Source organism: Pseudomonas sp. Marseille-QA0892, assembly GCF_054950135.1.
In genome coordinates this window covers 172,033-194,995 of the sequence record NZ_CM143104.1, presented here as the reverse complement: position 1 = coordinate 194,995, position 22,963 = coordinate 172,033, and the positions used below count along the sequence as shown (strand labels likewise).

Annotated in this window: 19 protein-coding genes; 1 reads left to right on the top strand and 18 read right to left on the bottom strand. The window is 59.9% G+C overall.

The features are described from left to right. Positions 1-65: 65 nt before the first annotated feature. The 5 genes from ACY8D3_RS00885 to msbA form a co-directional block, all read right to left on the bottom strand. On the bottom strand, positions 66-1,583 hold the full coding sequence (locus ACY8D3_RS00885; protein ID WP_462381097.1) for a PIG-L deacetylase family protein: 1,518 nt from the start codon (positions 1,581-1,583) through the stop codon (positions 66-68). A 128-nt stretch (positions 1,584-1,711) separates the two neighbouring features. Further along, a complete protein-coding gene (locus ACY8D3_RS00880; protein ID WP_462381096.1) occupies positions 1,712-2,608 on the bottom strand; it encodes a GNAT family N-acetyltransferase in 897 nt (298 codons plus the stop codon). A gap of 36 nt (positions 2,609-2,644) precedes the next feature. Beyond that, the gene (locus ACY8D3_RS00875) at positions 2,645-3,826 is read right to left on the bottom strand and encodes an O-antigen ligase family protein (protein WP_462381094.1); all 1,182 of its coding nucleotides are present in this window, start codon (positions 3,824-3,826) and stop codon (positions 2,645-2,647) included. A gap of 77 nt (positions 3,827-3,903) precedes the next feature. Then, entirely contained in the window at positions 3,904-4,695 is a 792-nt protein-coding gene (locus ACY8D3_RS00870) for a glycosyltransferase family protein (protein WP_462381093.1), read from the bottom strand. Between the two features lie 33 nt (positions 4,696-4,728). Beyond that, positions 4,729-6,561 (bottom strand): lipid A export permease/ATP-binding protein MsbA, encoded by a 1,833-nt coding sequence (msbA, locus tag ACY8D3_RS00865; protein WP_462381092.1) that lies wholly within the window; start codon positions 6,559-6,561, stop codon positions 4,729-4,731. Positions 6,562-6,703: 142 nt separating this feature from the next. Between msbA and ACY8D3_RS00860 the strand changes: the two genes are divergently transcribed. Further along, positions 6,704-7,339 (top strand): BUD32 family EKC/KEOPS complex subunit, encoded by a 636-nt coding sequence (locus tag ACY8D3_RS00860; protein ID WP_462381091.1) that lies wholly within the window; start codon positions 6,704-6,706, stop codon positions 7,337-7,339. A gap of 16 nt (positions 7,340-7,355) precedes the next feature. Here the strand turns inward: ACY8D3_RS00860 and ACY8D3_RS00855 are convergent, their stop codons facing one another. The 13 genes from ACY8D3_RS00855 to glnE all read right to left on the bottom strand — a co-directional run bounded on the left by ACY8D3_RS00855 (position 7,356) and on the right by glnE (position 22,897). Continuing rightward, the gene (locus ACY8D3_RS00855) at positions 7,356-8,261 is read right to left on the bottom strand and encodes a glycosyltransferase family 2 protein (protein WP_462381090.1); all 906 of its coding nucleotides are present in this window, start codon (positions 8,259-8,261) and stop codon (positions 7,356-7,358) included. Beyond that, positions 8,261-9,157 (bottom strand): DUF6625 family protein, encoded by an 897-nt coding sequence (locus tag ACY8D3_RS00850; RefSeq protein WP_462381089.1) that lies wholly within the window; start codon positions 9,155-9,157, stop codon positions 8,261-8,263. The genes ACY8D3_RS00855 and ACY8D3_RS00850 overlap by 1 nt, the downstream gene beginning before the upstream one ends. Continuing rightward, positions 9,154-10,290, bottom strand: a complete 1,137-nt coding sequence (locus ACY8D3_RS00845) for a glycosyltransferase (protein WP_462381088.1) — start codon at positions 10,288-10,290, stop codon at positions 9,154-9,156. Before ACY8D3_RS00845 ends, ACY8D3_RS00850 begins: the two co-directional genes overlap by 4 nt. Further along, entirely contained in the window at positions 10,262-12,016 is a 1,755-nt protein-coding gene (locus ACY8D3_RS00840) for a carbamoyltransferase family protein (protein ID WP_462381087.1), read from the bottom strand. Before ACY8D3_RS00840 ends, ACY8D3_RS00845 begins: the two co-directional genes overlap by 29 nt. Before the next feature lie 164 nt (positions 12,017-12,180). Then, complete coding sequence (locus tag ACY8D3_RS00835) at positions 12,181-12,633, bottom strand: hypothetical protein (protein ID WP_462381086.1); 453 nt, start codon at positions 12,631-12,633, stop codon at positions 12,181-12,183. 120 nt (positions 12,634-12,753) lie between these two features. Continuing rightward, entirely contained in the window at positions 12,754-14,178 is a 1,425-nt protein-coding gene (locus ACY8D3_RS00830) for a lipopolysaccharide kinase InaA family protein (protein WP_462381085.1), read from the bottom strand. After that, a complete protein-coding gene (locus ACY8D3_RS00825) occupies positions 14,175-14,930 on the bottom strand; it encodes a lipopolysaccharide kinase InaA family protein (protein ID WP_462381084.1) in 756 nt (251 codons plus the stop codon). The genes ACY8D3_RS00830 and ACY8D3_RS00825 overlap by 4 nt, the downstream gene beginning before the upstream one ends. Then, positions 14,927-15,667: a lipopolysaccharide kinase InaA family protein gene (locus ACY8D3_RS00820; protein ID WP_462381083.1), complete on the bottom strand. Its 741-nt coding sequence runs from the start codon at positions 15,665-15,667 to the stop codon at positions 14,927-14,929. The genes ACY8D3_RS00825 and ACY8D3_RS00820 overlap by 4 nt, the downstream gene beginning before the upstream one ends. Further along, positions 15,664-16,476 carry a lipopolysaccharide core heptose(I) kinase RfaP gene (rfaP, locus tag ACY8D3_RS00815; RefSeq protein WP_462381082.1) on the bottom strand — a complete coding sequence of 271 codons (813 nt, stop codon included), beginning with the start codon at positions 16,474-16,476 and terminating at the stop codon, positions 15,664-15,666. The genes ACY8D3_RS00820 and rfaP overlap by 4 nt, the downstream gene beginning before the upstream one ends. Before the next feature lie 79 nt (positions 16,477-16,555). Beyond that, positions 16,556-17,677, bottom strand: coding sequence for a glycosyltransferase family 4 protein (locus ACY8D3_RS00810; RefSeq protein WP_462381081.1), 1,122 nt, complete (start codon positions 17,675-17,677; stop codon positions 16,556-16,558). Next, positions 17,677-18,675, bottom strand: a complete 999-nt coding sequence (gene waaC / locus ACY8D3_RS00805) for a lipopolysaccharide heptosyltransferase I (RefSeq protein ID WP_462381080.1) — start codon at positions 18,673-18,675, stop codon at positions 17,677-17,679. The genes ACY8D3_RS00810 and waaC overlap by 1 nt, the downstream gene beginning before the upstream one ends. Further along, a complete protein-coding gene (gene waaF, locus ACY8D3_RS00800; protein ID WP_462381079.1) occupies positions 18,676-19,710 on the bottom strand; it encodes a lipopolysaccharide heptosyltransferase II in 1,035 nt (344 codons plus the stop codon). It lies immediately after the preceding gene. A gap of 238 nt (positions 19,711-19,948) precedes the next feature. Next, entirely contained in the window at positions 19,949-22,897 is a 2,949-nt protein-coding gene (gene glnE, locus ACY8D3_RS00795; RefSeq protein WP_462381078.1) for a bifunctional [glutamate--ammonia ligase]-adenylyl-L-tyrosine phosphorylase/[glutamate--ammonia-ligase] adenylyltransferase, read from the bottom strand. Positions 22,898-22,963: the final 66 nt, after the last annotated feature.

Here is a 22,963-nt window from a genome sequence, read left to right as displayed (position 1 = left end):
CCGTGGGCGACGCAAAGCCTCTGCCACCGCCCCCTTGTCAGCGCCGACGAACGCTGACGCTTATCTTAAACAACCGTTTGAGGCGCAGCGATCGATACGCCTGACGGCGGCTCGCTGGCGTGCCCAACCTCGATCTGGTGGGCTGCGCCTGTAGCGGCGCGCAGATCGCGCACCCAGAACAACTCATGACGCCGCACCGCCTTGCGGAAGAACTCATCTTCGCCGGTGATCGGCCAGCGCCGTCCAAGGACCAACGCCTGAATGATTCGGCGAATCCGCTTCTTGAGTGGCAGCGGGACCTGGAGATCGTGCTGCATGGTGAGCGCCATGGCCTTGTCGAGTCGGGCTTCAGCGTCCAGCACCGGGCTCCAGATCGGCAAGGCAGGCAACGGCTCGATGGCCGGCGGCAACGCCGTACCGTTATCGGCGGGGCCCATGGGCCAGCGATCGTTATCGTGCAAATGGTTGGCGTACAACAGCTGGGTCTCGGGCTTCCAAGTGCTGCGTTCGATGGCTTCCTCCAGCGCCATGGCAGCGTGGACATGGTCCGCGTGAGGGTCGAGCTGCACATGCGGAAGCACAAGTACTTGGGGACGGTAATGCTCGATCAGTGCCACCAGGTCCGCCACCAGATTGTTCCAGGTGGGTTGCGAGTCAGCGTCACCCGGCAGCCGTAGCGCGTTGAATACGCGCGCGCCGCTGATATCGACTTCACCGGATTCCCTTGAGCCAAACGGCACATCCGGCTGCTCATGCATTGCCGGCAGGCGCAGGCAGAAATAACCGAGCTGGACGCAGCGCGTCATGGGTACACCGCCCCAAAGCGGGACCGCCAGGCTGTTCCAGGTCCGCAGCCGCCCTTTCAGGCGCGCGGCCTGTTCCTTGTCCAGGCCGAGACGCTCGTAATGCCGCGCTTCGATCTCGCCTTGGGTAAGCGTGACGATCGTCGCCTCGTCGCACTGGTTATAGAGCCCAAATGCAGCAAGCTCCGCATCGTCTGCGTGCGGTGCGATGATCATGGTGCGGCGATCGGCATAATCCGCATTACTGAACGCAAAGACGCGGCTCACCTCGACCTTGCAGAACCGGCCTCGCACGCGCAGTTGGCCGGTGCGCAGTGCTTCCGAAAGACCTGATAGATTTACATACCGTCGACCGGAGACTCGTCGCTCAAAATCCTGGCGATCGTGAATCCCCGCCGTCTCAATCAGTACCCGGGGATCAAATAGGAGCCCAAGCGGTGTTGCCTTAACGACACACTCCAGGATCAGCGTGTCAGCCAGTAGCGGTATCTCGCCCGAAACTGTTAACTGCCCATCACTGCCAAGCGTTGCCACGCTCTCCCACGTTCCCTTTGGGAAGTCGTGGCGATACGAGTCACGTGGCGAATAGAACAAATGGTCGGCAAACCAGGCCTCGTGGATGATCCAGAATAAAAGCGCTAGGACCAACGCAATCCAGGGCGGCCCAAGATCAATGACACGCTGGTCGACAAAGGCCGCCAGTATGAGGACCGCTATAGTCAGCCCTATACGTTTATTGCGGCGATGCCGCTTAAGAAGAGTTTGCTTGCGGGATTCCATAGGAGGACTGCTAATTGCGCCATGCACGGGGTAGCGGCAGGACCATGCAAAAGTTGACGTATAGAGACGTCTTCAATGCCAATCAAGCCACATTGATGCGGCGACGTACAGATTCAACCAGCGGTCCTTCAGACCTCGTAAACGGGCTGCTTACGACACCAACGCTCCTTGTACTCGCGGTCGGCGCGACCAAACGAATAACGTAACGTTTTGCCGCGGCTTCGGGCATCTTCCCAAGCAGCAAGGACGTTCACATAACTCAGGACGCTTCCGGGACTGAAGTTGCGACTCGCTGGATCGACGCCGCCATTGATGTATTCGACACTTATCCATTCTGGCGACTCGACCCTGTACAGCACCTGAATGGCGATAGGCACGTCGTCCATATAGACAACCTGCCCCGTCATGAACGGATGCATCAGCTCGAACACCTGGGATAGATGATCCGCACCTGGAACAGCGAATTGCCACCGACGCTGGAACAGATCCGAATAGATCTCGGCCAGCTCCAAGTGCGAATGATCTTGAACCGGCCGGAGCGTACCGCCCGAATCTTCAAGTAGCCGCAACTCTCGCCGCTGGTTGTAGCGGAATTTCTTCGATAGCGCCTCGGGCTCACGCGCAATCATCAGAGATTCTTTCTGCTGCTTCAGCCCCGTGAAGCGCTGCGCGCTCGGTTCCCCCAGATACTCGGCTCTCTGGCGAAGAACGGCACCCGCGCCAGGCGCAGCAGGTAGGATGATCTCGGCATTTCCCAAGTCAAACAGTCGCTTCTTGCGGTGCTTCTTCAGCCCCTCCTTCGACAGCGCCAGGTAACGTCCCCAGCAGGGTACCGCGGCTACCGTCTCACCCTCGGCCTGCCAGCCGAGGTATCGCACGGGGATCCGTGCCAGATCTGCAAGGCGCGCCACCACATCGGGGTGGGTAACAACGCTGCCACCATAGGCGTTCCAGGCTTCTGCATACTCAGCGTCGTCGATCACTGACCAACCGCGCTCACGCCAGAACCGGGATAAATTCAGCATACGCGCCTCATCCCGTCCCATCGACCTTTTGACTCCTTACGCATTGCTCGTTGCCTCAACCCGTTCGATCGATCGGCGGCACGATATTGCAAGCGCCCATCCAAGCGGAAACCACAACCACAGCCATAACAGATTTGGAGTCGAAACGAACGATGAGAAGTCGAATGCCATGGTCACACAGGCACCTGCGAGGATGGCCAGCCACAGGCAGGTGGATGGCTCTTCGCGCTCGGCCCAGAGAACACAAAATGCGCCGATTAGAACACCTATAAAGCCAACAAGACCCGCCCACCCGTAGTTAAACAAAACTTCGATGTAGATGCTGTGGGAATGGTTGATGACGACATCTACGCCACCTAGTGGCTGCACGCCCAGTAAGGTCTCGACGGTGATGTCGGCACCGTGCCCGAATATCCAATGCCCTGGCATCAGGCCGAGGACCATTGACCAGATCTCATCTCGATGCGTCAGGCTGCGCTGAAACAGCTCGTAGGCGATCCGATCGTGAAAAAGGGCGAATAAAGCCGCAACACTTGCAAGCACACCTATGAGCACATTCCTTCTGGCGGTCCCTTTCAAGGCAAAGACGAGCACCACCGCAGTCGCCACAGCGGCAGCCAGCCAACCGGACCGGCCAAAGGTGCAGTAGAGGTAGACCGCGATCGGCAACCAGAGGAGCAGTAGCGCAAGCCGCGAAAGGTTGTGGCGACTTGTCACGACGAGCCAGAGCGCGGAAACGAAGGAAAATGCCATTTCCAATGACGCGAGAACGCTGTTCTCGAACTCAGCGAAACCCATCAGTCCCGAGTTCGCTATTGCGCCAACTCTGTACCCTTGGAACAGAAGCCCCTGCTGCCAGTGATCATAAAGTGCATAACCGGAAGCACCAGCCGAAACGCAGACCATGGCAACCAAAATCGGTCGTAGCAAGGCTATGCCAACAGAGCGGTAAACGGCACAGGTGCCCACGAGCAGCGCAAGAAGCAACGCCACCCGACGCGCCGTCTTACCGTTACCCAAAAACAGACTGCTCAATCCAATGTAGAGAAGCAGTCCCAACAATAGCCACGCGTATGGGTTACTTCGCAATGCGGGGATCAGTCTCGGAAGCGCCGGCATAGCAAACAGCAAGCCGACGAACAGGCAACTTCGAATGAAGCCCGCCCATGTGCTTGCCTCACCTGGCCACCAAAATCGGCCGGCGAACAGGCCAAACAATGCACAGAGCACCAATGCCAGCCTCGCGCTTTCGCTCCAGCGATTGAACCGGCCGTTTTCACCAGCGCTCGGGAACGTCATAAACCACCCGTCACGAAATAGCCCACAGCGAAGCCGAATACCCAGACTGCTAGAAAGGTGGCGACTCGCTTGATGCGCCGCCGCTTCCGGTCAGCCACTCGGCGATCATCGGCCGCCCCCCAGACATGAGCGTCGTCTCCGATATGTATGACCGCGTCGGATTCCAAAACGACCGCATATTTACCCAAGCCAGAATATTCTCTGGATAGCCCAGACTCGCCCTCAGGCGAACTGGCAAACCGGGAGAATGGCGCCATTGGCAGGTAGTCGGAGAGTCGGCGCAAGCCGGGGTTGAACGAGAACCCTTGCCACTCGCTTTTGCTGGATAGCAGCTTCGAAAAAGCACAACCACCGATCACATTGCGCTCGCCCAACGAGTGGAAAGGATAGTTGACGGCTACGTCGTGCCGATAACTCCTGAGCCACACCTGAAGCACATCAGGCATTGCAGCGAGTATGCTTAGCGAGTCCTCGACGAAACCTGGGCGATAGAACTCCCAATCATCCTCGCAATGAAAAATGTAAGGTGTTTCAACGGAAGAGTATGCAAGGTCAATGGACGCAAGCTGACCAAGCTTTGTTCGATTGACGTGAACCGTTGTGTAGGGCCGCCAGTGCGTCGGAATTGCATCAAATACGTCTTCGCTTCCCGAGTCCTCGGTGATGATGACGGCCTTGATGGGCGCAGTATTAAATCTGTCGAAACTTTCCAGTGTCCGCTTGAGATGTTCGAATCGCCCGCAACTGGTCAAGACGACAGTCACATCGCTGGTATCGCTGAACTGCATTTGTAATGCCTGTTTGAGAGGTAGCTCTGCCGACTACGCCAGTGGCGTTTCGGTTCCACCGGAAGCGGGTTGTGGTTCGGCTCTTTCCTCGAAACCGCTTGCGTGCAGCCGAGCATAAGCACCGCCCGCAGCCAGTAGGTGTTCATGCGTACCGCGCTCGACGATCCGCCCCTGGTCCATTACCAAGATCAGATCAGCTTTTTCGACCGTGGAAAGCCTATGGGCGATGACAAGCGTCGTGCGCCCCTCTACCACTTGGTCCAGCGCTGCCTGAATGTGACGCTCAGACTCAGTGTCCAGCGCGGATGTCGCTTCGTCGAGAATAAGAATCGGCGCATTCTTAAGCAGTGCTCGAGCGATCGCCAGCCGCTGTCGCTGACCACCGGACAACAAGACGCCGTTTTCCCCCACGAGCGTTTCGTAACCTTCCGGCAGCTTCTCGATGAACTCAGCGGCATAGGCATCCTCGGCAGCACGCTTTACATGCTCCAACGGCTCAGATGCCAGGTCGCCATAGGCGATATTACGAATGACAGTGTCGTTGAAGAGGGTTACCTGCTGCGTCACTAGCGCGATGTGGCGGCGGAGGTTGTCGATCCGATAGTCCTCCACGTCGACGCCGTCCAGCAGAATCGTCCCATGCTCATGCTGATAGAAGCGTGGAATAAGGTTAGCCAGCGTGGATTTGCCACTTCCTGAGCGGCCGACGAGTGCCACCATTTGGCCCGGCTCGACAACGAAATTAATGCCGTCCAGGACGCGCTTCTGGCTGCCTGGATAGGTGAAGCTCAGATCTTTCACCTCAATCCGGCCTTCGATTCGCTCGCGAGTCTGGGTACCGTTATCACGCTCATAAGGCTCGTCGAGCTGGTCAAATATGCTCTCAGCCCCCGCCAAACCTTTCTGTATCGTAGAGCTGACTTCGGAAAGCTGTCGAATAGGTTTCGGCAGAAGTCCTGCCGCGGTTATATACGCGACGAGATCGCCCACTGACGCGTCACCGCGCAGCACGAGCACCAAGAACATCAGCAGGGCCATGGCACAATACGTGACGAACTGCAGCATGGGCGTATAGGCCGCAGAGGTGCGAGTCATCTTCAACTGCTTGCGCGTATTGTCTTCGTTCGCTTGCCGAAAACGTTCGGTCTCGTAACGCTCGCCACCGAAGCTGCGAACTACCCGATAGCCCTGAATCGTCTCGGAAGCCACATGGGTCAGCTCGCCCATGGCGCCCTGGATCTGCCGGCTCTGCTTTCGGAAACGTTTGCTGGCAGCCCTTACCATCAATGAGATCACGGGCAGCACGGCGACCATCACCAAGGTCAGTTTCCAGTTCATCCATAGCAGGTAGCCGAACAGGAAGATAATGGTAAGCCCTTCACGAACCATTACTTTCAGCGCATCGGTAGCAGCGCCCGTCACCATGGTGACGTTGAAGGTGATGCGGGAAATGAGATGCCCGGAAGAATGCATATCGAAATAGCGGTTGGGCAGCTTCAAGAGGCTGTCGAACAGAGCAATCCGCAAATCCTGCACCAAACCGAGCGAGACTCTCGCAAGGTAGTAGCCGCCCAGGAAGGAGCCTATCCCTTGCCAGATCGTGATGAACAGCAGCGCTAGCGGGACGCCGTAGAGCAGCTGGACTTCGCCCACCAGCGGCAACTGCATGATGCCCTGATTGGGGTTAGCCAGACCGTCAACGAAATATTTGAGCAGGCCCGCCATCATGGGCTGTGTAGAGGCAAATACAATGAAGCCGACCATGCTCACGGCAAACATGAGCCAGTACCGACGCACGTACGTCAGTAGGCGCATGTATAGCTTGAAGCTAGACATGCGCGGCTGGTCGCTGGACGAATCAGACATAGAAGACGCTCGGCGAACAAAGACGCGATTGTATCATCCGCGCCTCTGCCTCCCAATCAGCGGTCATTTGGCAATTTCAGACGCTCCGTGAGGATTGCCTCGCGAACCGTTAGAATCGCCGCGTCCCAACTGGAATTGCGTTATGCGACAGATGTCTACCGAGGCCTATTCGGCGCTTACAAACGATGCCGCCCTGCTTGAGCAGGATAGCCATGGCCCGAAGGTGCTTCGCTTGGCGGATGGCAGCTTCTTCAAGTTGTTCAGGCGAAAAAGGCTGGTGTCGTCCGAGGCCTTCTACCCCTATGCCAAGCGTTTTGCAGACAATGCGAAAGCGCTAAAACGGCTAGATATACCTGCGCCGGAAATCATTCAGGTTTATCGGATCGACCAGCCGCAACGGACCGCTGTCCACTACGCAGGCTTGCCGGGGGTCACGCTTCGGCAGGCAATGCGAGATGCTGACGACGACGCCCGGCACGCGCTGGCCGAGCAGTTCGGTTGCCTACTGGGTAAACTCCACCAGAAAGGTGTCTACTTCCGATCCTTGCATCTAGGCAATGTGCTTCTGCTCCCGGATGGGACGCTTGGTCTTATCGATTTCGCCGACATGCATGTCGAGCGGGATAGCCTGTCCGCCGCGAAGAGGCGCCGTAACATAAAACACATGCAACGTTACGAAGATGATCGCCGATGGCTGTTCGAGGAATGTCTGGACGCACTGGCTCGCGGCTACGCTCGCTGTTCGGATACACGGCTGCCACTACTCCAAACCACATGAGCGAGCGGCTGGGCGCTCAAGAGGATGCCCGCCGTGACGGCTTGAACAACAGGTGGCGCAGCCGCTTCAGAAGCTGCCGGTCCCACTCTTTCAAGGGCACCTCCCGTAGGAGGCCCCAAGCGAAACGCTTGTCGTCCGTGACCGCCGCGCGCAGTGCCTTTGTAATCAAACGCGCTTTCGCCGAGCCGTATAGCGGATGCGTTGCATAGGCCTGAATGACCTGTAGACCGTAGCGATACTCTGACTTGTAATCCTTGGACAGGCTGCCCTCGTGTTTGCGATACAGCGTGACGACCTCGGGCAGGATGTCCACGTAATAGCCCGCGTGGGCCACCCGCAGAGTCATTTGGAAATCCTGAACACGAATGGTCGGATCGTAACCGCCGGCCTTTTCCATCGCGTCACGTCGGTAGACCGCAATGTTGCCGCCAACGACCAGCGCGGAGGCCAGCGCTTCGTCGAACGTGTATCGCTTCACCGCCCTGCGCTTGGACTTCTTGGGCAGCAGCTCGCCTGCTTCGTCGATCCGAATAGCCAGCCCGCCGAGACATCCAACCTCAGGGCACTTGTCGAGATAATCCGCCTGGACCGAAAGCCTGCCTGGCGGCATTAAATCGTCGGCGTCGAACGTCGCAATGAATTCACCCCTCGCGGCAGCCAGCCCCGTATTCAAGGCAGCGCTTACGCCCTGGTTGATCTGACTGATGACTTCGACGCGTATCGCCAAACTTTGCGGTTGATAAGCCGCAACAGCCTTTTCGATCTCCTGCAAACTCGAGTCCGTTGAACCGTCATCGATGACGATCACCTCGAAACAGGGATAATCCTGTGCAAGAACACTCTTGATGGCGTCAGCCACATACGCGGCGTAGTTGAAACACGGTATGAGGACACTTACCAGCGGCTGCCTGGAACTACCCATCAATTCGTCTCGAGTGAGTGCCAGCCGTGGGCATCAATTTGCCAATTGGGTTGGTCGGGCAACCCCGGCGGGCCTAGAAGCTCTTCTTCCGCCCGCGTACGCCATGCCTCGTTTTTCCAAACCATGAAATGCAGATACGGTAGCGTTTGCTTGCCCTGCTCACTATTGGTTAACACGCCATCGCGGTAGAACCATCGCTCGGGCACGATTCGAGTTCCGTCGGGAAGCAATGTGTACGTACTGTGGGCTTCTACGAATTCCGCCCGCCGACTCCACGAATAGAACCTCGCAGCGAACAGACGCCAGCTTTCAGGCCAGTTCTTGTGTTTGATGAAGATTCGGCTGAATGCCCCTTCATCCAGCGCCTGATGCCGAGAATCCTCGAATCGCGCTTGCCAAAGAGGGATGCGCATGAATGCTTGACGCATCTCGGCCGTATTTCGTATCAGGCATAAATGACCGGACACTCGCCGATGGTGCGTCGCGAAGAGATCTTTCGTCGCCAGGCGCTCCGATGTGAAGTACGCACGTAGGTCGCCGTATATGACGTCGATATCGCCGAATGCCCAGAAATCATAGCCTTCGAGTTCGTCAGCGTGCACATGGCCCAGCGCTGGCTTGATATCGCATAGCTTATAGGCCGAGTCCGGCCGGAAATCGATGGCCAACCGATCAGACACTTTTTGGCAGTAGGCACCAAAATCGATTTCGATGAACTGCACATTATCCGGCGCGCCTTCCGGTACTCCGCAGTCCGTATAGAACAGCCATTCAAACGTAGGATTACGCCTGCAGCTTGCCAAGAAGAAATCGAACCAAAACGGCCAGTGTCCGAAGTAAGGGATGACCATCCGCACACGCGGTAGTGTTGGCACGTGACGCTCGGGCACTGTCATACCTCAAGTGACCATTCGGGGTAAATTGCAGCGAACCGAAGACGTGCGTGGCTATCGGAGAAAAGCGTCTGAGCGCGAGACCAGGCGGCCATACCTTTTGCCTTAAGCTCCCCAGCGCCGGCACCAGCAATATCTACGAACCGCTCGGCCAATTGGGTCGCATCGGCAAACGGAAATAGCCAGCCTGTGTCGCCAACGACCTCAGGGGCCCCGCCACAGTCGCTGCAGACCACTGGAATTTTTGCCGCCATGGCCTCGAGTAGCACCATTCCAAACGGCTCATGATCAGAAGTTAGAGCGAATGCATCGAAGGCCGTGAAATACCGTCTAGCGGCTGGAATCTGTCCCACAAAGCGAACACGCTCGCTGACGCCCAGGTGGTTGGCCAGCATTTTCAGGGGCTGCTCCAGCCTGCCTTCACCTGCTATGACTAGCAGACTATCGGTTGGAAGCCTCGGCAGTGCGCGAGCGAATCCCTCGATCAAGGTTTTCTGATCCTTGTCAGGGTGCAAGCGGCCGACATTACCGATGACCCACGCTTCACTGGGAAGCCCAAGGTGCGCGCGCGCAGTGGCGCGGGGTACGTGCTCGGCTTCAAGTGCTGCTACGTCAGTTCGGTTGTGAAGGGTCTGGATGCGCATTTCCGGCCAGTCTGGCAAGCACGCTCGTACATCGTCACGCACCGCATCTGAGACAGCCAGAAGCGAAAGCCGCTTGCGGAAGAGATTCGCAAACGTGCGGCGAGATCTACGCTCGAAATCCCCAAAGGCATGATGCACGCCGATGACGGGAAGCTTCGTTCCCAACAACGCCACGTATGTTGGCTTGGAACGATGCGCGATACAGAACGCATACTCCCGCTCTGCAACGATCCGCTTGATGTCTCGAATGGCGCCCAGCTTCAGGCCGCGAACAGCCTTGCTTCCGTAACCGAGAAAAATCACGTCGTCAGACGCGGATCCCTTACGTACGCGCTCGTCCGGCTCGCCAGTCAGGTAGACCGTCGTGACCTTGAAGCGGGTGCCTTCGAACAGCGCAGCGTATTGCCGCGCGCAATCCAGGAAGGGACCATCGTACCCGTGGCAGAACTGCAGGACCCATTGTTCAGACACTATTCGATGTCTCGGCACCATCCTTCACGACCAACACATCCTCCATGATCAGATACTGCAGATCCGAGCCATAGAACATGTTGAGTGCGTCGGTCGGGGAGCAGATCATCGGCTCACCGCGGCGGTTCAGGGAGGTGTTGAGGGAGACGCCATTGCCGGTCAGGTTCTCCAGTTCCTTCATCAGGTCGTACCAGCGCGGATTGAAGCGGCGCTCCAGGACCTGGGCACGGGAGGTACCGTCTTCATGGACGACCTCGCCAACGCGCTCCTTCCAGCCTTCGTTCACTTCGAAAGTGAAGGTCATGAATGGGCTTGGATGATCAACCTTGAGCATCTGCGGCGCTACGGTATCGAGCATCGATGGGCAGAAGGGGCGCCAGCGCTCACGGAACTTGATCTGTTCGTTGATGCGATCGGCCACGCCCGGCACGCTCGGGCAACCGATGATGGAGCGTCCGCCCAATGCGCGGGGGCCGAACTCCATGCGTCCCTGGAACCAGGCGACCGGATTGCCGTCGACCATGATCTGTGCGATGCGCTCGGGGACGTTGTCCAGCTTCTGCCAAGTTGGCTTGTTGGGGTGGCGAGCACAGGCGGCGATGACGTCTTCGTTGCTGTACGCGGGGCCAAGGTAGACGTGTTCCATCTTCTCGACCGGAACGCCGCGCTGGTGGGACACATACGCTGCCGCACCGACAGCGGTACCGGCGTCGCCAGCGGCTGGTTGGACGAAAAGCTCCTTCACCTCGGGGCGCGCGATGATTTTCTGGTTCAGCTTCACGTTCAGCGCGCAGCCGCCAGCGAAGGCAATCTTGCCGGTCTCGCGGATGATGTCGCCGAGGTAGTAATCCATCATCTCGAGCGCGAGCTTCTCGAACAGCGCCTGCATGCTCGCGGCATAGTGGATATAGGGGTCATCCGCGATATCGCCTTCGCGCTTCGGCCCCAGCCAATCGATGAGCTTGGGCGAAAAGTAGTAACCCTTGCCCTTGTCCTTGTAGCGGCGGAAGCCGATGACATTCGCGTAGTCGGTGTTGATCACCAGCTCGCCATTCTCGAACTTGGCCAACCGCGAGAAATCATATTTGGCCGCGTCACCATACGGGGCCATGCCCATGACCTTGAATTCGCCGTCGAGCATTTCGAAACCGAGGTACTCGGTCACGGCACCGTAGAGCCCGCCCAACGAATCCGGATCATAGAATTCCTTGATCTTGTGGATCTTGCCGTTCTCGCCCCAGCCGAAGAAGGTAGTGGCGTACTCGCCCTTGCCGTCGATACCCAGGATGGCGGTCTTCTCGGTGAACCCCGAGCAGTGATACGCACTGGAGGCGTGTGCCAGATGGTGCTCCACGGACTCGATCTTGACCTTCTTCAGGTCGAAGCCGAGCTGCTGAAGACACCACTGAATGCGTTTCTTGTAGCGATGGTACCGGCGGTTGCCCATGAAGATCGCGTCCAACGCACGATCCGGCGCATACCAATAGCGCTTGGCATAGTGCCAGCGAGCCTTCTCGAAGATGCTGATGGGCGCGAACGGAATGGCGACGACATCGACATCCGAAGGCTTGATACCCGCCTGCTCGAGGCAGAACTTGGCCGACTCGTACGGCATACGGTTTTTCGCATGCTTGTCGCGTACGAACCGCTCTTCTTCAGCGGCGGCGATGAGTTTGCCGTCGATGTAGAGCGCAGCGGAGGGGTCGTGGCTCAGGGAGCCGGACAGACCGAGAATCGTCAATGCCAAAGGAATACCTCTATCGAAACCGTGGCCGCGTGCCGCGCCGACGTCACATTCAAAGCGTTGGATTATAGCGTGACGACGTTAGCAATCCCACGCGGTCGACGCGCGTGCACCGTGTGGTGAATGCAGCCTAGCTGGAGCGAAACGCACAGCCCGCGCAGGCCGCCTCAGGCGCCTGCGCCCATGGACATCGAGACTGCAATGAGACCGGCTGCAATCACGCCCAGCCCGAGCGTAGCGCCTACGTAGCCGATCCTGCCGACCGGCGCGAGCAAGCGACGTGCAACAGGCCAGAAAACGAAGAGGAGCACGCCGATCACGGTAATCCATCCGAGTCGAGGCAGGAGCGCATCGCCATCCAGCCCTACGGCACGTGCCGACCAGACCATCGCAACGATGGCCAACAGCCCAAACAGCCAGATCCCAGCGGCATGGTTGGCGATAAGCAGCACGCCCGCCAATACCAGTGCGACACCGACGGCGACGCCATAGGCCGTGCCTACCATTAGCAGCCCCTGCGTGGCTGCGTAAGCGAAACCTGCGCCTACCGCGATGATCGCAAGCGCCAATACAGCGAACAGCCAGCCGGCTGCGCCACGGGTCTTGTCTTTACGTGCCATAGTTCTCCCAGGGGTTAAGCAAATGAGGGCGGGGCACCGGGAACGCGTAGCCCGGTGCCCCGATAAGGTTCGATCCGCGCATTCTAGAAAACACGCCGCCAGGTTTCATCCCCGAAGCCGCTATCCGGCGCGCGGCAGCCGTGCATCGAGAAGCGAATGGAGGGCCGAAGAAGCTGGCCAGTTGCGCAGAAAACGCGACCGATCCCGTGCGTAGGCCGCCTCGAAGCCGGCATCGGTCTTATGTTGTTGAACGGCATCGAGATCGATCAGCGTCCAGCGCCCCTGGTGCCAGAAGATGTTATGCCCCTTCAGGTCGCCGTGGCTGATGCGATTGGTGCGCAAGGCAGCGAACAATGTGTCGAGCGCCGCCAGCTCATCATCGGGCGGTGTCGCTTCGATGTAAGGTGCGAACCTTGCAATGATGTCCTGGCCATCCAGATGCTCAGTGAGGAGGTAGGCCCGCCCACGCAGGCCCATCCACCGCGTTTCCAGCATCCCCAGCGGGCGCGCGGTCGCGATCCCGAGAAATTCCAGTCGCAAGCCCTCGATCCAGCTATGCCACGCACGGCTCGGCCGCCAGAACCGGCGAGCCCAATGAACGGCTCCCTTGATGTTGTAGCGCTTGAGTAGCACGGGCTCGCCCTGAACTTCGATGCGAGCGACGGTTGCCGTGCCACCGCCCTTGTAGCGCACGCCGCGATCAAGATGCTCGTCCGCTGCCAGCAAAACCGGTTGCAGGCGGTCCCGCCAGGATCGGCGAATGGCCTGCAATTCGCTGCTGTTACGAGAAACCGAAAACAGGCTGCAATCGCGGCCCGCCTTGGCCAGGTAATCGCGCAGCCGCCACGCTCTTACTCGCTGGACGTTGGCCAGCAACGTTTCGAGCGGCAGCGCGTGTTCGGCGTTGACGAGCAGGTAATGCACCAACAGCGTTTCGATATGCGGATCGATTGTGGAGGGCAACTGGGCGAAGAATATGCCGAGGTTATCCAGTGCCCTCGCCCGGGATAACGCGCGGCCAGGCTGCTCGCCTGCGACGCCACCGCCATCGATGACATAGGTCGCGCCGTCCTGGTACAGCAGGTTGTCCAGATGAAGGTCATCATGCCAGATGCCCCGCAGGTGCATCTGCGCCAGCGTTGACAATGCCTCTGCGAGAACGTCGGACTGGCTGTCCGATAGCAGCGGCTGGGACTCAACGGCCGCCCAGCGTTCATCGATACTTTGCGCATGATCCAGAAAGGCGAAGAGGAGCCATCCGCCCTCCCCACTTTCATGGCCTTCGGCGAGCAGCTCAGGCGTGGTGATCTGCTGATCCTGCAATAGGCGGACGCCTTCTCGCTCACGCTTCAGGGCCCGCTCAGCCTTACTGCCGACAAACAGTTTCGCCAGGACGTGCTTTCCGCTCCACGTCGCCTCGGCTACGTAGCGCTGCCCTGGCAGCACACGAAGCCAACGGATGACCTCGATATCCCCAGCAGGCACCCTGACGGCCAACGGCGCCGCAGGATCGCGACCGGTCGTTGCCAACACCGACAGCTTCAAGCGCGACGCTCCTTGTTCTGACGGCGCTGCCCCAGCCGAGCGTACCACTTGGCCACTGGTTGGCTTTCGGACGGCAATTCAAGATAAGCGCCGACGAACTCGCGTACATCGTGCTCGCTCCAGACGGGCGTTCGTCTCAGGAGCGGCTCGATATCCTTGATTCGGTCAATGCGTCCAAGCCAAAGCGGCCGGGTCTTTTCCAGATCGATCAGGCACGCATCGAAGCCGTCAGCATGCGCCCGCAGGAAGATATGTTTGGGATAGAAGCAGCCGTGCCGCTCGCCCGCGCTGTGTAGCAGCCGAGCCAACTGTCCACAGGCACCCGTCAGACGATCCTTGAGCGGTTGCGCCAACTCGCCCCACTGGCCAAGCCAACTGTCCAGATCGCGCCACCCATCCAGTGCGCGCGTAAGCAGGAGGGCCCTGCGCTCGCCTTGTACCTTGCGCTCACCGAAAAATGCGGCGCGTAGCGCCGGAATGCCGCGCTGTTCATACCGGCGGATATTACGAAACTCCCGCGCGAACGTCGGCTCACCGAGGGGATGCAACGGGGTACGCGTAAGGTAGTTCTTCTGGCGCTTGAGGTAGAAGGCTGCTTCGCCGAGGTCGAGGCGAAATACCTGACTCCACCCACCGCGGCCGGTATTGGGTTCGTCCACAGCGGGCACATTGACCGACCAGAGCGCATCGAAGTCAGCCAGACCATGCCGCTCCAGAAGCGCGCGATCATCCTGACTGATGAAGTCGTTCATTCACGCCCCTCGAAGTAATCCAGGATTTCACGAATCCGCGTACGGTCCGCTGCATCCAGCCGAGTCTTTTGACTGTAATCCAGATAAAAGCGCAGACGCTGCGTTCGGGACAATTGATATTTTCCGATCTTGTCGAGGCACGCGAGGTCCTTGATGATCTTTCGACGCAGCAGGCGCCCGCGCCAGAAAGAGCCGGACGGACAGTCGATCAGATACACCTTGCGCTGCTCGTCGACTAAGATATTGCGCCATTTGAGATCGTTGTGCGCGAAGTGGTGGTGATGCAGCGTACGGGTGGCCACCGCCAGTTGGTGGCTAATGTCCTCGATCCAGCCGCGATCACGCAAACGTGGATCGTTCGCTTCGCTCATGCGCGCCAGATCGGTCGTACCGACCAGCTCACGTGTAATCAACGCGCCGCGAATGAACAGGCCTGATAAGCGGCGCTCCAGCCCCCAGCCTACAAGCGGGGCCGTTGGGATGCCCCACTTCGTGAAGAGACGCAGGTTCTGCCACTCGGCCTTCACCCGAGGGCGCCCCATCCAGCGCCGAAGCCCCTTGCCGGCGCCCCAGTAGCGCTTGACGTAATAGGCCTGCCCCTCCAACTCCATGCGAAGTACCTGCGATAACGGATCGCTGGCTATTTTCTCGCCGGTGACGGCGAACACATCGTCCATGTTGGCGAATGCGGCCTTTTCGTGGGCATTGGCATCCCCCGAGAAGCGCCAGAAACTCATAGATCCCCCGTGGCATATTTGCGCTTGTAGCGCACCATCATCTTGGCTGCACGTCTCTCCAGTCGTGCGAGCAAGGCACCCTCTTCGCGCAAGATGCGTTTGAGCGGCATTCGAAAATAATGCTTCAGAAAGCGAAGCTTGTCCCGCTCCGTCAGCCCGATCTCCAGGGCCGAGAAATACAGCGCCGCAAGGTCCTTGTTGCGCCAGCGCAGCGGCGTCGCAGCACGGGTCTGCGCGCGATGCAGGTCGATGAGCGACAGGCGCAACTGTCCGCGCTCGACAGGGCGGTCAGTGTGCAGCAGGAAGTGACAGATGTAGCAATCGCGATGGTTGACCCCTGCACGATGCATGTCGCCCGTCATTCGCGCGACCTCCTCGATCAGTGCTCGCTTGACGGCGAGCGCTGGGGGATTCGCACCCCAACCGATGGAGTAGTCTTCCAGACTGATCGTAGGCGCCAGCTCTTCGGTGATGATGAACGAATGCTGGTCTGCCGGATTGCTGCCGTGCTCACCGTAGGCAACCGCACGCATGGTGGGAACGCCCGCCTGGGTCAGCCGCTCGATTGCGGCCCACTCCTGTCCGGCGCCCAGTACGGGGGCCTTGATCGTAATGAGGTTCTTGAAAATCTCTGCCCAGCCGATCCCCCGGTGAATCTTGACGAAGTAGCCGCGGCCGCCGATTTCCGTGCGCAGCGTGCGGCGCGCCTCCAGCTCTCGAAACACCTCGCCCTGCAATTGTTCGACAGCCTCGAACGCGTCGCGGCCGCGCCACAGCGCTTCGAAGGGCTCGCGCAGGATCAGTTTCATGCGCGGAGCCCCACAGAAAGAGGTGCAGCGCCACAGCGAAGCAAGGACGGCCGAGAACAGGTACGGCGATCACACCCGGTCATCTTGCCTCTCCAAGGATCACGTCTGCGGCATGCTGCGGCATGCTGTAAAGATCCGCCGTGTCGGCAAAGGCAAGCGCGTTACGCGACCAGCACTGGCGAGCCGGATCATCCTGCAGCATTGCAGTCAACTGTTCGTTCAGCTGCTCCTGGCGGAACGGGCTTCGCAACACACGCCCGGCCTCGGCTTCGTCAATGAAGTGCGCGTAGCCGCAGACATCCGTAACCAGCACGGGTAGACCCGCGACTACCGCTTCGAGCAGCACAGTACCGGTATTTTCGTTGTAGGCCGGGTGGATCAACAGGTCCGCACCCAGCAGGAACCGCGGAATATCACTTCGCCCTTTCAGGATCTGAACGTTCTCCGAGATGCCCAGCGTCTTGGTCTGGAGGAGGAAGGGCTTGGGATCGTCCTGCCCAATCACGATCAGGCGCGTGCGACGCTTGACGGCTTTCGGTAACGCAGCGATTGCCTTGAGCGAACGATCCAGGCCTTTGGTCTTGAAGCCGGATCCGATCTGTACCACGAGCCGGTCGTCATCGCCCAGGCCGAACTCCTGACGGAATTCCGCACGTATCTCGGCGGCATTGGCTGGCGCCCGGCGATCGGCTGCGATACCCGGCGGCAGTAGATGAAAGCGCTCGACAGGCGTGCCGTAGTGCTTGATGAACAGCGGTTGCTGCACCTCGGAAATCATCAGGATCTGCGTCCTGGACTCAGGCGCGAATACGGCACGCTCATACTCGGCGAAGTGCCGGTAGCGGCCCCACTTTCGATAGAGCGGATTGCGCAATGTCTGCGCCTTCTCTTCGAAACAGGCGTCCGCCGCGTAATAAAAGTCGAGCCCCGGCATCTTGTTGAAGCCGATCACCCGATCAACCGGACGACGCGCGAGGTCCGCTTCGATCCAGGCAGTGAGCTTCTCGTTGCGATTGTGGTTGAACAGCGCCTTGACCGGCACGACGACGACCTCGAACCCTTCCGGCCGCTCACCATCCCAGATAGGCGTATAGACACGAATCGCGTGGCCTCGCGCCTGGCATTCGAGGGCAATTCGCAGGAAGTCCCGCTGCAGCCCGCCGAACGGAAAATACTTGTAAAGGATGAAGGCCAACTGCATCAGGGGGTCTCCGCTTGCAAAAGCGCATCCAGCGCAGCACCGACCCTTTCAGGCGGCATGTCGTCGAAACAGGGCTTCTGTCGATCTCCCTTTCCGGCATTCGGCCCACTGGCGCATAGATGCACCTGGGAGCGGCCATAGGCGCCCACACGATCAGGACGGGTCGGACCGTAGAGCGATACGGTTGGTACGTCGAGCGCCGCGGCGAGGTGTCCCAGCCCGGTATCGACCGCGACACAGGCCTTGGCACCCGCAAGTTCGCCAGCCACACCGACCAGATTGAGTTTGGGCAGGATACACGCCCGACCGAGCCCGGCCGCAATGCGCTCGGCGCGCGCCCGTTCTGCATCGTTGCCCCACGGCAGGCGCACCGCCCAACCTTGCGCATCGAGCCGTTCGGCCAGCGAACGCCAATTGGCTTCGGGCCAATGCTTGCTTGGCCAGGTCGTGCCGTGGAGAAACACGATATAGGGGTCGGACACCGCGTTTGCAAGGCGACTGCGGTCCAGGCCGTAGTCGCCGATCCCGGCCGGCACTGTGTAGCCCAACGCCGCCGCGAACAGCTGTCGAGTGCGCTCGAGGGCATGCTGCTCTCGTGGCACCGCGTAGAGCCGGTCATAGAAACGACAGGCCAGCGGCTCACGGGCGGACTGGCGGTCGAGCCCGGCTACTGGCGCATCTGCATAGCGTGTGAGTACCGCACTTTTGAACAGGCCCTGTGCGTCTATCACGAGGTCGTAGCGTGCTTCACGCAAACGCCGGGTGAAGGCCTTCCACTCACCGCCACGCAGGGTCTGCCATAGGTTCTTGCGCCAACGGCGAATTGCGACCGGGATGACATCTGCAACGGCAGGATGCCATGAGGGAATCTCAGCAAACCCTTCTTCCACTACCCAATCGAAGCGGATGTCGGGAATGGTTCGGGCGGCGTCAGTCAGGGCCGGCAGCGTATGCACGACGTCGCCCAACGAAGACGTTTTGATCAGCAGGATGCGCACTCAACGCACCTCGACCGGCTGCGGTATCAACTGCTCTACCGCGCGCACGACCCGCTCGGGCTCGAGCTGCCTCAGACAGTTGTAATGGCCGAACCGGCAGGTGCGCTCGAAGCATGGGCTGCAATCCAGCCCGAGCCGGACGACTTCGACCTGGTCAGCCAAGGGCGGCGTAAAGCCCGGAGACGTTGAGCCGTAGACGGCAACCAGCGGACGATTGAGCGCCGCGGCGACATGCATGAGCCCGGAATCGTTGGACACCACAGCGTCTGCGCAGGACATCAGGTCGATGGCCTGGGCGAGTGACGTTTCACCCGCCAGGTTGGTCATCTCTTCCCGAAGGCCGGGGATCAGCCGGGAAGCGATCTCCTCCCCTGTCGCATGGTCATTCTTCGACCCAAATACCCAGACCTGCCATCCCTCGCGGATGTACGACTCTGCGACGCTGGCGTAGTACTCGGCAGGCCATTTCTTGGACTCTCCAAACTCCGCACCCGGGCACAGTGCAAGCACGGGCCGATCCTGCTCGAGCCCGAACGCTGCAAGTGCCTCGGCGCGGCTGGTTTCGTCTATCTTCAACGCCGGCTGTGGATACGGCTTGGGAATCTCCGCGCCCGGCGCATAGGCCAGCGCCATGAAGCGCTCGATCATCAATGGATAGCGCGTCTTGTCGAGTTTGCGGATGTCGTTGAGCAGGCCCAGCCGCATCTCGCCCCGCCAACCGGTGCGCAGCGCAATCCCCGCAAAGAACGGCACGAGCGCCGACTTCAGCGAATTGGGCAACACGATGGCCTGGTCGTAACGCCCCGACAGTTCGCGGCCAATACGCCGTCTCGTAGCGATATCGAGGACACCATGGCCAAGCGGAAAGCTAAGCGCCGCGCGCACTTCCGGCATGCGCTCAAGGATCGGGCGGCTCCACTCAGGCGCCATAACATCAATCTGACAGTCGGCGTGGCGCTGCTTGAGCGCGATGAAAAGCGTCTGCGCCATCACCATGTCGCCGACCCAGCTCGGCCCGACGATGAGAATGTTCATAGACTCGTTACCTTCGCCTGTGAGCCCAGCGGCAATACGCGCTGAACGCAAAGCACGATCGAATTCAATTTACAGGGCATACGGTCACCGCATTGCGCGCCATGAAATGCCTGGTGGCGCAGCGAATACCGATGGTTCGACCCAAGGCCGTGCCGACCGCGATTCAGCACGCGCAACGGCACCCTTCATCAGAGAACATCGGCATTGCGGCAACTCCTCAAATCAGTTTCAAGCGGGCTCATGACAGCCCGAGCTCGCGCCAGATGCGCACGACTCCACGGCGTTCTTCTTGGAACAGATCGCCCGAAACCGCGCCAGGTTGCTTTTGCAGCGCCAGGCGGTGCAGGGCGGAACGATAGGCCTTGTAGGCCTCCTGCAGCAGATGGACATTCTCCGCTGTGAACAGCCCGGCTTCGCCAAGCGTATCGAGTATGCGGATATTGTCGGTGAAACGGAGCAATTCAGGGCACTGGTGCGACCAGGCCAAGGTCGCGTATTGCACCATAAATTCGATATCGACGATACCACCGGCGTCCTGCTTGAGGTCGAACGAGACCTCAGCATCGAAGGCGTTCGGCCCCGTTCCTGCCGAGGTCAGTCGTGTTCCGAGGTTGTCGCGCATCTTCGCGCGCATTTCACTTACATCCACCCTCAGGCGCTCACCGTCTCGCACGCGTCCGAGGACATCGGCCCGGACAGCGGCGAAGGCGTCCGCTACACGAGGACAGCCTACCAACGTCCGCGCGCGAACCAGCGCCTGGTGCTCCCAGGTCCAGGCGTCATGTTCTTGGTAACGGGCATACGAGCCAATGGAGCTCACCAGCAAACCCGCCGCGCCAGATGGCCGAAGACGCATGTCGACCTCATACAGCTGGCCTGAAACGGTTTGCGCGGTCAGCAAGTGAATGATGCGCTGGCCGAGCCGCATATAGAATTGGGCGCCGTCGATGGGCCGATCCCCATCCGTCTCGGCAACCGGGTCGCCATCGTGAATGAACACCAGGTCCAGATCCGACCCATGGCCCAGTTCGATACCGCCTACCTTGCCGTACCCCACAATAATGAAGTCGAGGTCGCACGTGCTCCCATCCACGCGACGCGGCGACCCGTAACGCGCGGTCACCTGCCGCCACGCCAACGCCAGTACCTGCTCGAGAATGGCCTCAGCCAGCCAGGTGAGGTAGTCGCTGACCTTCATTAACGGCAGCGTCCCGGCGATTTCCGAGGCGGCGACCCGCAGGCCATGGGCCAGCTTGAAGTGGCGCAGCGCTTCCATCTGCTGTTCAAGATCGTCTTCCGGGATACGAACGAGGCGTTCCTGCAACTCGGCCGCCAGTTCCGGCGCAAGCGGTGGATGGAACAGCCTCCCTTCGTTCAACAGCTCATCGAGCAGGATCGGGAAGCGGGCAATTTCCGAAGCAATCCAGGGGCTGGCGGCGCAGAGAGTAATAAGACGTTCGAGTGCGTCCGGGTTTTCAGCCAACAAGACAAGGTAAGCCGAACGCCGGACCACTGCCTCAACGAGCGGAAGCAGCCGCTCGATGACGCGGTCCGGTGCCTCGTGCTCAAGCGCAGCAGCGATCAACCGCGGCATGAACGCGTCGAGCCGTTCGCGACCGATCCGCTGCATCGCGCGGACCTGAGCACTGCCCCTCAAGCTATTGAGCTGACGGACAACTTCCTCGGGGAACTGGAACCCTGCCTCGCTCAACTGGGAAAGCGCGACGTCATCATCGATCACACCTTCCCAAAGCGGTGACCATTCGGCCCCAGGCGGCGCATCTGGCACGGTGCCGTTTTCCTCTTCGTCCGGGTCAGCAATCACCTGCTGGAAGTGATAGTCCACTCGGCTGCGCCAATAGCCCAACTGCTTGAAGAATGCGTCCCATGTCGCAAAGCCCATGATGAAGGCCACGCGCGCCTGGGTGGCTGGATCATCTGGCAGTGTCTGCGTCTGGCGGTCATCCACCGCCTGCAGGGCGTGCTCGGTATAACGTAGGAAGACGTAGGCCTCGCGCAGCTCCCCGACCACCGGCTCGGGCAGATAGCCCTGCCCTGCCAGGGTCGACAGGACCTTGAGCAACGGCCGCTGCTGAAGACTGAGGTCACGCCCACCATGAATGAGCTGAAACGCCTGCGCGATGAATTCGACTTCACGAATGCCGCCCGAGCCGAGCTTGATGTTCTCGTCCATCCCCTTGCGGCGGACTTCCTGCTGGATCAACTGCTTCATGGTGCGCAAGGCATCGATCGCGGAAAAATCGAGATAGCGGCGATAGACGAAGGGGCGCAGCATATCGAGCAACTGCTTGCCGGCATCCTGATCGCCACCCACGACCCGCGCCTTGATCATCGCGTAACGCTCCCAGTCGCGGCCCTGATCCTGGTAATACTGTTCCAGGGCGCTGAAGCTATAGACCAGCGGCCCCGACGAGCCATAGGGCCGCAGGCGCATGTCGGTCCTGAAAACGAAGCCCTCGACGGTCACCGCGTCCAATGCCTTGATGAGCTTCTGGCCGATGCGAGTGAAGAACTCCTGGTTATCGAGCGCCCGCCGAGCGCCCTGCGTTTCGCCACCCTCGGGATAGCCGAAGATAAGATCGATATCGGAGGACAGGTTCAGCTCGCCCGCGCCCAGCTTGCCCATGCCGAGGATGACCATGGATTGGGGGGCGCCTGAATACCGCCCTATTGGCGTGCCCATCTGTTCGCAGCCGGCTCGATAGAGCCAGCTGTAGGCCAGGTCGATGCAGGCGTCGGCGAGATCGGACAGATCACGGCAGGTTTCGGCAAGGTCCGCCGTGCGGTTGACGTCTCGCCAGATGATGCGCACCTGCTGTCGGTTACGAAACTGTCGCAACGCACGCATGAGGGCGTCCTCGCTCGCACAGGCCTGCAGTGCCGTTTCGAGCAGAGCACGCAGCTCCCCTTTCCCCATGGATCGATCCAGCACGCCGCTGGCCATGAGCGATGCAAAGCCTTCACTGTCTCGCTGAATCTGGTCACTGACAAAGTCACTGGCGCGGCACGCCCGCAAGAAAGGTTCGCTCCGCTCTGCCGACCAGCGGTCGCCGCCCGCCCCCTTTTCACCGTCGTAGACGTGCTCGAAGGTCTCGAGCGCAGCAACAGCACGCGCGGACAACTCAACGAGGTTCCGGGGTGGGTCGATCAATCCAGGCTTGTTCATGGTCTATCCTGAGGCGGCGGACGGTGTCCGCTCGAAGGTGTTGCCGTGTTTCGCGTAAAAAGCCGG